An 11,935-nucleotide genomic window follows, 5' to 3' on the forward strand; every position below is an offset into this window, starting at 1 on the left:
TCAATATTTATCTTTAGCTTTATTATACCATAAAACTGCTTCTATAAATCTAATAATATTAATGCTTCAATCATTATTTAAATATATAATAATTTAGGAAACCGTTTCTTAAATTCATTTTTTTGAGAGCCTTACAAGTCTTATAAAATTTACCCATTGGTGGGCTGTTAATCTCCTACTTTTAGCGGTATCACATATATACCTGGCTATAATTTTTATGTCTTCCTCATTTTCAATCCTTCCAAGTTCAATTAAAATTGTCTCTTTCAGTATCTGCCCATCAGAATCTACAAGAAACTTAACATCTTCCATTTCTTTAACTACTGCATAAGCTGTGACTTCATAGTGCTTGTTTAATATGCCCCTTCTAGTTTTTATATCAGGATATATCATTTGATACCTTTTAAAAAGGCTATCACTAATCTTACGTGGGCGTCCTACTTTATTACTCATTATAATATCACCCTACCTATGGTTGTATTTAACTTTTCCCATTCTACGTCTTTTTCTTTCCAGGCTTTTACCTATCATAACTCCATAATTAAAGCAATTTATAACTAAAGAAGAAACTCCAAAATGTTCTGGCTGGGATTTCTGAATTATAGCAACTAAATCACCAATGTACTCGAAATAATATTCTTGTTTACTTATTGCCTTTTCATATTTTTTATTCAATTCAATAACCTCCCTTGACATACAGCTTATTTAGGAAGTAAACTTTAGTTGCGAGTTAAGGCTTACTTCCTTTGGTAAGCAAATTATTATTTATTTAACAGGTCCATTTTTATGTATTTATGTGGACCTTCTTTTTTATATATTTTCGGTTCTTTCTTAAACCAAAAGCACTTTTTATAAGTAATAATAACTTGTCCTTTTCCTGCTCTGTATAATGTGAAGCTTTTAATTTAATCACAGTTTATAACCCCTACATATCTAATTCTATTTTTCTTTCTTGAAACTTAATATTTCTTAACCCTTTGCCAGTAATAAATCTATGAAATTCTAAGCTCCTATTGTTACCTGATAAATTCTTATTTATAAATATAACTATAGTTCCATACTCTTTTAATCTAAATCCTGATAGAGAGCCTAGTTCATCTTCTAGAAGTATAATTCTTTTACCCTTGTATCTAAAAGATTTACATGTAATTTTTCCCACCAATAACCCCTCCTGATTTATGATTCTCCATCCATGTATTTATCCATAGCATTGAATATCTCTTCGATAATTCTGATTTTAGTCTCCGGTGTGACAAGCTCCTGTTCTCCATTTACAACTTCTTTAATCCATTCTAAGATTAAATGATTAATGAAAACTAAAAGTCTCACTCCTTCTTTTGGCATTCCAGAAGTAGCTTTATATATGTCAATTTCACTAAAAGATACTATCTTTTCAACGAATGCCTGGTCAACTGTATCTTTTATCATTTCATTACTAATTGCTTTCATGAAAACACTCCTTTACTCGCTTCCCTTATCTTCAATAACCTTAACCTTGTGAATAGTGTTATGTGATACCCCTGCTATTTTGGCTAGTCCTTTTTTAGTGTCTATTCGAACAAAAACCTTGTCAGATTTCTGACAACCTTTTTTTCCATGGAACCGTTCCCGCATGGGCTCTCTGCTTTTCCTTAACCTTAACTTTATGGATAGTATTATTTGATACTCCAGCTATTTGGGCTAGTTCTCTGCCAGTGATTATGGGATTTTGGTATTTACCAGATTTCTGGTTAACTGCACTTGCGTATTGATTTCCTTTAAATCCACCCTGATTTTCTTTTGAAGTTACTGAATAATAGGCTCAAGCTATTTGTGCTAATTCTTTTTTGGTGTCAATCGCCTTGTCAGAAATCTGACAACCCGATTTTGCTTTTTTATTTTTCAGCTGCTCTTTGAGTTCTTCACTTCCCTTATCTTCAATAACTTTAACCTTGTGAATGGTATCTTCAGATACTCCGGCTATATCTGCTATTTCTTTTCTTGTATTTATAGACTGCTTACTTTCAACTGTTTTTGATAATTTCGTCAAAAACAGTTCGCTTTTATTTTTAGGATTATTTTTTCTTGCAATTTCAATAGCTTCAATTTTATTTCCCTTAGCCTTTTCCTGTATAATGGGCTCAAGCTATTTTGGCTAGTTCTTTTTGTGTATCTATTTGTTTAAGGTTAGCAGATTTCTGCGAACCTTTTTTCTCTCGACCTTGTCAGATTTCTGACAAGGCTGAGGATTTTTGCCACCCGCTGATGTTTTAGATTCTCCTTAAGCCTTTTCTTGTATAATAGGCTCCAGCTATTTGGGCTAGTTCTTTTTTGGTGTCAATTGGCTTTTGGTCTTTGTCAGATTTCTGACAAACTGCACCTGTATATTGATTCCTTTTAAATCTACTTTGATTTTCCTTAGCCTTTTCTTGTATAATAGGCTCCAGCCTCAATGCAAGTTTTGCCCTCTCATACAAGGGGCTACAACTTATCGTTCCCTTTAGGATTAATAATCTCTAGCTTTGAAGGTATCCCCAACTTACAGATGCCTTTGTGATGCTGACTGATTTTATGTTATAAGCTTCTATAACTCTCTTTTATTCTTTAACATATACTTAGCAAGTTCTCTTTTAAATTTTCTTCTTTGACTCCTAGTCAATTTAGCATTAGTTGCCTTCAGACCTTCATCCATGAGTCTTTTCTTAGCGGCATCTGTATAAAAATACTTAGAAATTCCACTAGACATTTTTGTATCTGGCATAATTGAACACCTACCTTTCATTAAATTTTTATGGAGTTATCTTTTTACTGCATAATACTTAGTACATAAACTCCCTTTATACTGATAAGTCCACTGAAGATACAATCTTCTTCTGTTTTCTGCGATTTCTTGAAACTTGTATTTAAATTCGAAAATTATTAAAATGCAATTACCATATTCACCATTCCCTATATATGATTTTGTTGGATGATAATCGAGTGCTCCATCTTCCATTACAGATATCCACATATCATGAGATATTTCCTTCGCATCTTTGAACACTTTTTTAAATGGTTCAGGATTATTTCTTGAAAATTCAGCTAGCACTTTATTATTAAAACTTTTCCATACTTGATTAAGAGTATCCATTTATAAAACTACTCCCTTTTATCATTATTCTTTTTATACTGACAACCCGCTTTATACACATAAAATATCGGTTGCTCACCTAAAGCATTGGAATACAAGGCTTTAGGTCTACTCAACAACCAGACAACCAATTTTTTTCATTACAATGGGTGTCGTATGTAATTATTTAGATATATATTTTTGCAAAAGAGATAAATATATATTTACTATTAATTATTTTTAGTTGTATAGTTGTCATATAGGGGTAAACCCTCAGTATCACAAGATTGGTAAGGGCAACCAGACCGACAACCCATTTACAACTACATGTCAACTGTTTTCTAATTCCTTTCTTTTATACCCTTTTTGTTTTCCATAAGGACCAAATCTTAAAGTATAACCCGCCTTTTCCCATTCTTCTAAACTATTCATAATTGAAGCTATAGCATTAGAATCAATTCTCCTAATATCATTTTTATTTTTACAAAAACACTCTACCCATATTTCAAGAATACAAACCTTATTTCTTAACACCTCTCCCTGAGGAAAAAAATCATCATTTATAAAATTTACTCTTTGATATATAGGAAGCTCTTTCCAATTACTAGGCAAAAGTTTGTCAAGATACTCTACAATTATGCCTTTTCTTTCATCAGTTAAAGTATGTTTTTTTTGTTGTTCTAAAGCTAATTTCTCCTGCTCTTTCGTTAAAAATATAGGTTCCTTTAATTGCTTCCATCTATAAACTGCTTCTGCCCATATTTGATCTATTGAATTTTCAAAATCATTACTATCTAGAATTTTAGTTATATGTTTACCCTTAAAATTAACGGGCCAATATCTTCTATTCCCTGTATCATCTTTCAAAAATTCTTCTTCGTTTGTTGTTCCCGCAAATACACATTGCCTTTTGAAATATTCAGTATTTCTTGCAAAAGCTAATCTCGTTTTATCTTCTGTAGCCGCAATAAATCTTTTCAAAGCTCTGGATTCAGCCCTATTAAAGGCCTGCAATTCTCCAAATTCTATAATCCATGAACCTAATATTTTTTCTATTGCCTGATTTCCTTCAACATCCTGAATAGAATCTGTAAACCAATTCTTGCCTAGCTTTTGAAAGAAAGTACTTTTTCCCACTCCTTGATCCCCAATAAGCACTAGCATATAATCAAATTTAATTCCCGGCACAAATATTCTTGCCACAGCGCCGCATAACCACTTACGCGTTACAATTCTTGTGTATTCAGTATCTTCTGCACCAAAATAGTCTACTAACAACGTATCTATTCTTTTAATACCATCCCATTTAAGTGAATTTAGATATTCTTTAGGTGGATTAACCGGATTTCCCTCTATGCTTGCCTTTAATACTTTTCTGAGTCTATCATCACTTATTGTAATTCCTCTAGTCTTTTCTATATACTCACACATATTTATGATATCTGAATCTATTAAATAATTTTTAGTGCTTGATCTATTCCAGGGTAAATTGCCAACTATATTAGCTCTATTACTAAATTCATCAAATACTATTTTTCCCTTTATATTAGGGTCATTTTCAATAATTATTTTTATATTTGAGTAGGTATTTTTCATAATGCCCTTAGAGTTTAAATCTAGCTTTTTAGTCCATTCAAAATCATCTTCTAATTCAACGCTAAAACTTTCCTTTGCTTTCTCATATCGTTCCTGATTTATAAGTGCTACAACCTGTGTATCACTCACAGCTAACTCATACATTGCCTTATATGAAGGCAATGAGTTTATAGAAGTGTTAGGAAGAGAGTTATTATCTAACTCACTAAATTTGTGCAATCTTACTAGGTCAAAGGCATTACATAATTTTCCGCTTGCTGGATCAGTAGCATGATTTGAATATAGAAAATTACCATTTTCATAAACTACAGCTCCTCCGGTTGTAGAACCTTGTGCAAAAGTGAATCTATCAGAGCTATTACCATATGGCTCATATACACCAGGAAGAAATGTTTCCATAGCCTTATACACATCATAGGTTCTACAGAACGCCCCAACTACTCCAGATTTTTCAGTAGGATTTCTCTGCTTAGATGCGAGCTTTGCATAATTCACCTGTGCTTTTGGCACTTCTGGCCACTCTGCTATATTGCGCCAATCAGAATACATTGCAAGTACTCCATCAGCATCAATAAACGGCTTGTCTCCATAAGTGTAAATGTATTGACTATCACTGCAGCAACTAGGATTATACATAAGCCGGGAAGCCTGAAACGTTGATGGATCACACAAATCTATACCAATCAAACTAGCAATTTTTCTTGCTATAGGCTCATATTCTTCACTAGTAACTGTTCTATTAGTTGGTATAAGTACTCTTAACCTTGGTTTACTCTCCTCATGTTTTCTAGTAGAATGGATTGCATAAGAACAGCCTAGACTACCCACCTTTAAAATAGTATTATTAGTTCCCCCAGGTTGAATATTATCAAGGTCCAGCGTAATAACATCACGACCTATGACGCAATTAGCTCTTCTAATATTGTTCCTAAAAGTACCTGCTACAGTAGCACCTATGTCCTTCAGTTCATCCTGTTTGCTTTTATTCATGGATTTATATTCTTGTAATGTCTCCAAACTTTTTGCTGGAGTTCGAAACTTCTCATAATATTCTGAAACAAAAATTTTTAATGGAGTTAAACGAGTAGATTTTCTATTACTTGCAACTGATATCATTACCTGCCTATCATTAATCAGCATATATCATCACCAACTTTATTTTTTACTGCATTCCTTATTCGCCCATTCTTGAAGTAATTCAAGACTTACGAAATAGCGTGAGCCTAGTTTAAATGCCGGAAAATCATCCCTCTTTAATAAATTCTCATACATTGTGTTTCTACCAACTCCCAGGAGTTCCATAGCTTCTATTGGACTAATTAATATAGTCTTTTTCTTATCATGCTTTAATCCCTCTGTGATTTTACGTTCTTCCATTAGTCTGAATCCTCCTCCTTCTTGAAATTAAGCCGCTAGTTTTAATCTATAATCCTGTAATCTAGCTTTTCTCTCCTCATAATCCATCTGCAGTAATATCATTGAGGCATTAAGTTTTTGCAATATATCGATTAGCTGTAATTGTTCATAAGATAGATACTTTCCTATATTGTCCTTTTCCAGGATATTATTTTGAATTTTAAATTGTTTTGAAGTGCGTCCTAGTGCTATTTTATTTATCATGTTTACTTCATTACTAAAATTGTATGGTTTTGGATTTTCCTTAACTTGTTTAATCGCAGCTGTCATTTCCTTAAAATCTTCTTTAGTTTGAAGTTCCAGCTTTAGCTTACTCTCCATCTCATAGAATTTCTTTATATAGCCAGCTGTAAAAGCGGTACCCTTAACACCAGTCATCTTATGGGCAATAAAGTCACAACCCATTTTGGTTATTTTGTAACACCTGTTTTTCTTACCGGTACTATCTTTATAACTGCTTTTAATAAAGTAACCTTTAGGATTTATATGATTCCTCAAAATTGAGGGCTCCTCATTTACTGCCCCCAAATTTGGGGTGAGTGTTTTATTAGCTTCTTCCATCTGCTTCATATAAGTTTCAATATCTCTAATTAAATGGTCATGTCTTTTATCAACCATTAGAGCAACTTCTCTGCTGCTTAAAGTAATTTTTTCTGGTATCAGAGCATTTAAATTTAGCATTTATTTATCCCTCCTTTTCATTTGCATCATTGAAAAATAGTTCTCTTGGGTCCGCATCAAGTAAATCACAAATTTTTAATGCTAATTTTACTCTAGGCTCGACTGTTCCTTTTTCTATTAATCTTAAATATTGAGGAGTAATATTTAATTTCTTAGCAAATTTACCTGATTTAATGCCCTTCTCAACTCTTTTAGCTGCTAATTTATATTTCATTGTTACTCCCTCCACTCTTATTCCTCAAATATGAAGAATAGTTTTGTATTTATATTATATATCTTCATATTTGAGTAAGCCAATACCATTTTGCCTTTTTGTTGCTTTTTTGAAGAAATAATATTAATATTATATTTAGGAGGTAACTATATGGGACTAAATGAGTTGATTAAAATTGGAGATAGAATAAAAATATATAGAAAAAAATTAAACATAACACAAGCAGAAATGGCTGAAAAATTAGGAATACCAAGATCTACATACGCTAACTATGAAAGCAATACTAGAGAACCGAATAATACCATATTACAAAAAATAGCCACAGTTTTAGGTGTTTCTGAATTCGATCTATTATACGATCCTGATAGAATAAAAGCTAAATTAGAAATGATGGATGAATATGCCGAATATGTCCAGAATAAGGAGTTGGAAGCTAATAAAGAATATGAACGATTATATTATAAAATAAATAATCTTCTAAGCGAATTCGATTATGATTCTCCAGAATATGAAATACAAACTGAAGATAATGGTGATGGAATATCAGTAACCATAACTGATAAAGATATGGAAGATGTTGTTACCATAGGTCAGAATATATATATAGAGTTTGGAGAGAAAATGCTTGACGACATAAAAAAATATAGAGAAATGAGAGTCTTATACTTTTTAAAAGAACTTAAAGATGAAGAATAAGATACCACTTTTATTTATGAACTTAAATTCAAAATAAGCGGTTATTATAAATATTTTAAAAGGGAGGTAAAATTCTATGGATAACACAGCTAAAAACAAAACCTACACTTATGTTGACTACATGAATTACCCTGAAAATGAACGTATTGAGCTTATAGAAGGTAAACTATATGCTATGTCTCCAGCTCCATCAAGAATACATCAAGAATTAATTTCTGAATTAATAACCATATTTAATAATTATATTAAATCCAACAACGGTAATTGCAAGGTATATCCTTCACCTTTTGATGTATTTCTTACTAATGGTGAAAACCTTGATAACTGTAAGAATATTGTCCAGCCTGATATATCTATAATATGTGATAGGAATAAATTAAATGATAAGGGCTGTATTGGTGCTCCTGATATGATAATTGAAATAGTGTCACCTTATAATCCATCCAATGACTATGTAAGGAAATTAGGGCTATACGAACAATTTGGAGTAAAAGAATATTGGATAGTGAATCCGATGGAGAAAACAATTGTTGTTTATAAGCTTGATGATACCATGCATTATTCCGCCCCTAAATTTTACACATTTACAGATACAATAAAAGTGGGGATATATGACAGTTTAGAAATTGATTTTAACATTTTAGGTGTGTAGGTACTTTGTAATATTTCATAGTAACCACTGAAATTATACACACCTATGGATAAAATATAATACATACTTGCCCTTAAAACATTCATTCTAGTAATAATAAATAAATCGGGGTACAGAATGTGTACCCATTGAAGATACATCTGTACCCTATTCAAATTCTTGAAATTACTTAATAAGTACAGATGGTACATATGGTACAGATAAAAAATATAAAATAAAAAAATACATATGCACATATTGCACACTTGCACATAATTTATTTTTGAAAGGAGTAAGACTATGGCTAAAACTACATACAGGAAAAGAAAGATTAATGATAGAGAATACTATTTTTACAGGTTAAGACATAAAAATTTGAAAAAGCCTAAAGACATGTATGGGTCCACCGTCAAAGAGCTTGATGCTAAAATAAAGAGTGCTGTAAATGAGCTTGATTACGGTGTAAATAATAAAGAACTATTTGGAAACTTTTTATGCGATTGGCTTTTTGATGTCCATTATGGAGATATTAAACCATCCACTAAAGAAAGATATGAAGGTATCTATAGAAACTATATTAAGAACAGTGACATATCCGGTATCAAATTAAAGGATATTACATCTAAAGATATACAAGACTATTACAATAAATTAATAAAAAAAGGCAAGTCCGTTAATTGCATAAAGAATCTACACAAGTTAATAGCTCCTGCCATTAGATACGCCTATGATAGCAATATGATTATAAAAGATTTCTCCAGGGCACTAGTAGTTCCTAAAGATAATGAAGAAAAAAAGTTAAGTAAGATTAATGATGTAAAGCCATTTAATTTATTGGAGCAAGAAAAATTTATCCAAGCTATTAAAGGGCACGATTTAGAAGTATTGTTTTTAACCGCTCTCAATTCAGGACTAAGGCAAGGTGAATTATTAGCTCTAACCTGGAATGATATTGATTTTGAAAATGACATTATACGTGTCAATAAAACAGTAAAATATACAAGTGACGTTAGTAAAAATGGTCGTGAAAACTGCCACATAGCATTACAGACACCTAAAAGTGAAAATAGCAATAGGAGAGTAACCATACCCACTTTTTTAACTAAAAGATTACAACAATATGAACTTCACCAAAGAGAATTGAAATTGAAAATGGCTAATTTATATGAGGATAATAATCTAGTTTTCTGCAATATATATGGTAGATATTTAGATGGAAGCAATGTGCGCAAAAGATTTAAAAGAGTACTCAATAATATTGGCTTCCCAGATAGAAAATTTCATGATTTAAGGCACACTTTCGCTACTAGATTATTCGAATTAGGTGAGGAACCGAAGACAGTTCAGGAACTACTGGGGCATAGTAATATATCTACCACCCTAGACATATATACTCACGTATTGGAAGGTATGAAGAAAAAAGCAGCTTCAAAATTAAATGACTTATATGAAAATATGAGGGTAAAATAATCCTCCTTTTCTTTTATAAAAATCTATAAGGGGTAAAAAGAGGGGTAAATTTTTACTTAGGGTAAAATAAAAAACACCGAAATTCAGTGTTATCAACGTTTGATGGCGCACCCAGCAGGGCTCGAACCTGCGGCCTCTGGATTCGAAGTCCATCACTCTATCCAACTGAGCTATGGGTGCTTATTTATTTTAAAAATGCAAATGGAGCGGGTGAAGGGAATCGAACCCTCATAACTAGCTTGGAAGGCTAGCACTCTACCATTGAGTTACACCCGCATAACTTAATAAATAACTTTCCCTCTAAAACAACCCTATAGAAAAGAAACAGCAATAAATCTCATAGTTGTTCTATTTGGCTCAAATGGTCGGGGTGACAGGGATTGAACCTGCGACCTCATGGTCCCAAACCACGCGCGCTCCCATCTGCGCCACACCCCGTCACAAAACTGGTACGCTATCGGGGACTCGAACCCCGGGCAACCTGATTAAGAGTCAGATGCTCTACCAGCTGAGCTAATAACGCATATCTGGTGCGTCTTAAGGGATTCGAACCCCCGGCACACGGCTTAGAAGGCCGTTGCTCTATCCAACTGAGCTAAAGACGCATATCTACATGGAGCGGGTGAAGGGAATCGAACCCTCATAACTAGCTTGGAAGGCTAGCACTCTACCATTGAGTTACACCCGCACAATTACTTGGAGCGGAAGACGGGATTCGAACCCGCGACGTTCACCTTGGCAAGGTGACGCTCTACCACTGAGCCACTCCCGCAGTATATATAAATTATGAATGTATTCCTAATTGGTGCAGGTGAAGGGAGTCGAACCCCCACGCCAAGGCGCTAGATCCTAAGTCTAGTGCGTCTGCCAATTCCGCCACACCTGCATTTAAAAAATGTAAATAAATCAAATAACTTAATGTACCAATTGGTGGCTTACCGGGGAATCGAACCCCGGACACCATGATTAAAAGTCATGTGCTCTACCAACTGAGCTAGTAAACCATTGGCTGGGATGGCAGGATTTGAACCTACGAATGGTGGAGTCAAAGTCCACTGCCTTACCACTTGGCTACATCCCATCATTAAATTGGGGTGAACGATGGGATTCGAACCCACGACAACCAGAACCACAATCTGGCGCTCTACCAACTGAACTACGCCCACCATATTTTTGGTACGCCATCGGGGACTCGAACCCCGGGCAACCTGATTAAGAGTCAGATGCTCTACCAACTGAGCTAATGGCGCATACTCTGGTGCGTCTTAAGGGATTCGAACCCCCGGCACACGGCTTAGAAGGCCGTTGCTCTATCCAACTGAGCTAAAGACGCACGCTTGGAGCGGGTGAAGGGAATCGAACCCTCATAACTAGCTTGGAAGGCTAGCACTCTACCATTGAGTTACACCCGCACAACTTATTCATCAAACAAATTTCATCCAGATAACACACTTAGGTTATTTAGTTAGAATTAAATGGTCGGGGTGACAGGGATTGAACCTGCGACCTCATGGTCCCAAACCACGCGCGCTCCCATCTGCGCCACACCCCGACATTAAAAGCTCTCTTAATTCAAACAAAAATCATCTGAAACTCTTGACGACATTAATTATTCTACACGATATATATTAATTCGTCAATACTTATTTTCTAGTTTTTTTTATTTTTCTTTAAATACCTTTAATGCTTGGACTTATAATTCCCTTGTCTATATCTATAATTACTATACTATTAAACCCATCCCTAGGCACGGATGGGCTGCCCGGATTAATAAACCACATGCCCTCTTCATGAAATATTTGGGATATATGAGTATGTCCAAATAAAACTATGTCCGCTTTTTCTTCCATAGCTCTATATTTTAACCTAGATAAGCTATATTTAACATCATATCTATGTCCGTGAGTTATGAAAAATCTTTTACCATTTATAACTTCTAATTTTTCACCAGGAACATCTACATTAAAATCACAGTTGCCCTTCACACTGATAACAGGTCCAGTATAAATTTTTTTTATTTCCTGAACATCCTGAACATTATCTCCTAAGTGAATAACTAACTCTGTATTACACAGTGCCTCTACAACTTTATTCATAAATTTTTTATACCTGTGAGTATCACTTACTACTCCTATCTGCAAAA

At 33.8% G+C, this 11,935-nt stretch carries 17 protein-coding genes and 15 tRNA genes; 3 read left to right on the forward strand and 29 right to left on the reverse strand.

Annotated elements, in window-relative coordinates; genetic code table 11:
• Positions 1–114 precede the first annotated feature (114 nt).
• From ACJDU8_RS01035 to ACJDU8_RS01095, 13 genes are all read right to left on the reverse strand, one after another.
• Complete coding sequence (locus tag ACJDU8_RS01035) at positions 115–453, reverse strand: hypothetical protein (RefSeq protein WP_406790294.1); 339 nt, start codon at positions 451–453, stop codon at positions 115–117.
• Between the two features lie 12 nt (positions 454–465).
• The gene (locus ACJDU8_RS01040; protein ID WP_406790295.1) at positions 466–675 is read right to left on the reverse strand and encodes a hypothetical protein; all 210 of its coding nucleotides are present in this window, start codon (positions 673–675) and stop codon (positions 466–468) included.
• 109 nt (positions 676–784) lie between these two features.
• Entirely contained in the window at positions 785–913 is a 129-nt protein-coding gene (locus ACJDU8_RS01045; protein WP_406790296.1) for a hypothetical protein, read from the reverse strand.
• A 12-nt stretch (positions 914–925) separates the two neighbouring features.
• The gene (locus ACJDU8_RS01050; protein WP_406790297.1) at positions 926–1,159 is read right to left on the reverse strand and encodes a hypothetical protein; all 234 of its coding nucleotides are present in this window, start codon (positions 1,157–1,159) and stop codon (positions 926–928) included.
• 17 nt (positions 1,160–1,176) lie between these two features.
• Complete coding sequence (locus tag ACJDU8_RS01055; protein ID WP_406790298.1) at positions 1,177–1,449, reverse strand: hypothetical protein; 273 nt, start codon at positions 1,447–1,449, stop codon at positions 1,177–1,179.
• 352 nt (positions 1,450–1,801) lie between these two features.
• Positions 1,802–2,029 carry a hypothetical protein gene (locus tag ACJDU8_RS01060; RefSeq protein WP_406790299.1) on the reverse strand — a complete coding sequence of 76 codons (228 nt, stop codon included), beginning with the start codon at positions 2,027–2,029 and terminating at the stop codon, positions 1,802–1,804.
• 220 nt (positions 2,030–2,249) lie between these two features.
• Positions 2,250–2,432, reverse strand: coding sequence for a hypothetical protein (locus ACJDU8_RS01065; RefSeq protein WP_406790300.1), 183 nt, complete (start codon positions 2,430–2,432; stop codon positions 2,250–2,252).
• A 131-nt stretch (positions 2,433–2,563) separates the two neighbouring features.
• Positions 2,564–2,740 carry a hypothetical protein gene (locus tag ACJDU8_RS01070; protein ID WP_406790301.1) on the reverse strand — a complete coding sequence of 59 codons (177 nt, stop codon included), beginning with the start codon at positions 2,738–2,740 and terminating at the stop codon, positions 2,564–2,566.
• Positions 2,741–2,776: 36 nt separating this feature from the next.
• Positions 2,777–3,109, reverse strand: a complete 333-nt coding sequence (locus ACJDU8_RS01075) for a hypothetical protein (RefSeq protein ID WP_406790302.1) — start codon at positions 3,107–3,109, stop codon at positions 2,777–2,779.
• A 309-nt stretch (positions 3,110–3,418) separates the two neighbouring features.
• Complete coding sequence (locus ACJDU8_RS01080; protein ID WP_406790303.1) at positions 3,419–5,824, reverse strand: virulence-associated E family protein; 2,406 nt, start codon at positions 5,822–5,824, stop codon at positions 3,419–3,421.
• 15 nt (positions 5,825–5,839) lie between these two features.
• Positions 5,840–6,061 carry a helix-turn-helix domain-containing protein gene (locus tag ACJDU8_RS01085; protein WP_406790304.1) on the reverse strand — a complete coding sequence of 74 codons (222 nt, stop codon included), beginning with the start codon at positions 6,059–6,061 and terminating at the stop codon, positions 5,840–5,842.
• A 27-nt stretch (positions 6,062–6,088) separates the two neighbouring features.
• Complete coding sequence (locus ACJDU8_RS01090; protein ID WP_406790305.1) at positions 6,089–6,781, reverse strand: Rha family transcriptional regulator; 693 nt, start codon at positions 6,779–6,781, stop codon at positions 6,089–6,091.
• Between the two features lie 4 nt (positions 6,782–6,785).
• Complete coding sequence (locus ACJDU8_RS01095; protein WP_406790306.1) at positions 6,786–6,995, reverse strand: helix-turn-helix transcriptional regulator; 210 nt, start codon at positions 6,993–6,995, stop codon at positions 6,786–6,788.
• A 150-nt stretch (positions 6,996–7,145) separates the two neighbouring features.
• Between ACJDU8_RS01095 and ACJDU8_RS01100 the strand changes: the two genes are divergently transcribed.
• The 3 genes from ACJDU8_RS01100 (at position 7,146) to ACJDU8_RS01110 (ending at position 9,792) form a co-directional block, all read left to right on the forward strand.
• Positions 7,146–7,691, forward strand: coding sequence for a helix-turn-helix domain-containing protein (locus tag ACJDU8_RS01100; RefSeq protein WP_406790307.1), 546 nt, complete (start codon positions 7,146–7,148; stop codon positions 7,689–7,691).
• A 76-nt stretch (positions 7,692–7,767) separates the two neighbouring features.
• Positions 7,768–8,343: a Uma2 family endonuclease gene (locus ACJDU8_RS01105; protein ID WP_406790308.1), complete on the forward strand. Its 576-nt coding sequence runs from the start codon at positions 7,768–7,770 to the stop codon at positions 8,341–8,343.
• 279 nt (positions 8,344–8,622) lie between these two features.
• Entirely contained in the window at positions 8,623–9,792 is a 1,170-nt protein-coding gene (locus tag ACJDU8_RS01110; protein WP_406790309.1) for a tyrosine-type recombinase/integrase, read from the forward strand.
• Positions 9,793–9,895: 103 nt separating this feature from the next.
• Here ACJDU8_RS01110 and ACJDU8_RS01115 read toward each other — a convergent pair.
• The 16 genes from ACJDU8_RS01115 to ACJDU8_RS01190 all read right to left on the reverse strand — a co-directional run bounded on the left by ACJDU8_RS01115 (position 9,896) and on the right by ACJDU8_RS01190 (position 11,933).
• Positions 9,896–9,972, reverse strand: a tRNA-Arg gene (locus tag ACJDU8_RS01115).
• A gap of 22 nt (positions 9,973–9,994) precedes the next feature.
• Positions 9,995–10,068, reverse strand: a tRNA-Gly gene (locus tag ACJDU8_RS01120).
• Between the two features lie 86 nt (positions 10,069–10,154).
• Positions 10,155–10,230: transfer RNA gene (locus tag ACJDU8_RS01125), tRNA-Pro, on the reverse strand.
• 9 nt (positions 10,231–10,239) lie between these two features.
• Positions 10,240–10,315 (reverse strand) — tRNA-Lys (locus ACJDU8_RS01130).
• 5 nt (positions 10,316–10,320) lie between these two features.
• A tRNA-Arg gene (locus ACJDU8_RS01135) sits at positions 10,321–10,397 on the reverse strand.
• Positions 10,398–10,406: 9 nt separating this feature from the next.
• Positions 10,407–10,480 (reverse strand) — tRNA-Gly (locus ACJDU8_RS01140).
• A 9-nt stretch (positions 10,481–10,489) separates the two neighbouring features.
• Positions 10,490–10,564, reverse strand: a tRNA-Gly gene (locus ACJDU8_RS01145).
• Positions 10,565–10,595: 31 nt separating this feature from the next.
• Positions 10,596–10,678: transfer RNA gene (locus ACJDU8_RS01150), tRNA-Leu, on the reverse strand.
• 42 nt (positions 10,679–10,720) lie between these two features.
• A tRNA-Lys gene (locus ACJDU8_RS01155) sits at positions 10,721–10,796 on the reverse strand.
• A gap of 2 nt (positions 10,797–10,798) precedes the next feature.
• Positions 10,799–10,873, reverse strand: a tRNA-Gln gene (locus tag ACJDU8_RS01160).
• Positions 10,874–10,882: 9 nt separating this feature from the next.
• Positions 10,883–10,958, reverse strand: a tRNA-His gene (locus tag ACJDU8_RS01165).
• Positions 10,959–10,966: 8 nt separating this feature from the next.
• Positions 10,967–11,042 (reverse strand) — tRNA-Lys (locus ACJDU8_RS01170).
• A 6-nt stretch (positions 11,043–11,048) separates the two neighbouring features.
• A tRNA-Arg gene (locus ACJDU8_RS01175) sits at positions 11,049–11,125 on the reverse strand.
• A gap of 5 nt (positions 11,126–11,130) precedes the next feature.
• Positions 11,131–11,204 (reverse strand) — tRNA-Gly (locus ACJDU8_RS01180).
• Between the two features lie 64 nt (positions 11,205–11,268).
• A tRNA-Pro gene (locus ACJDU8_RS01185) sits at positions 11,269–11,344 on the reverse strand.
• A 118-nt stretch (positions 11,345–11,462) separates the two neighbouring features.
• Positions 11,463–11,933 (reverse strand): metallophosphoesterase, encoded by a 471-nt coding sequence (locus tag ACJDU8_RS01190; protein WP_406790310.1) that lies wholly within the window; start codon positions 11,931–11,933, stop codon positions 11,463–11,465.
• Between the last annotated feature and the right edge of the window lie 2 nt (positions 11,934–11,935).

This window comes from Candidatus Clostridium eludens, assembly GCF_045310515.1.
In the GTDB taxonomy this organism is placed as follows: Bacteria; Bacillota; Clostridia; order Clostridiales; family Clostridiaceae; genus Clostridium_B; species Clostridium_B eludens.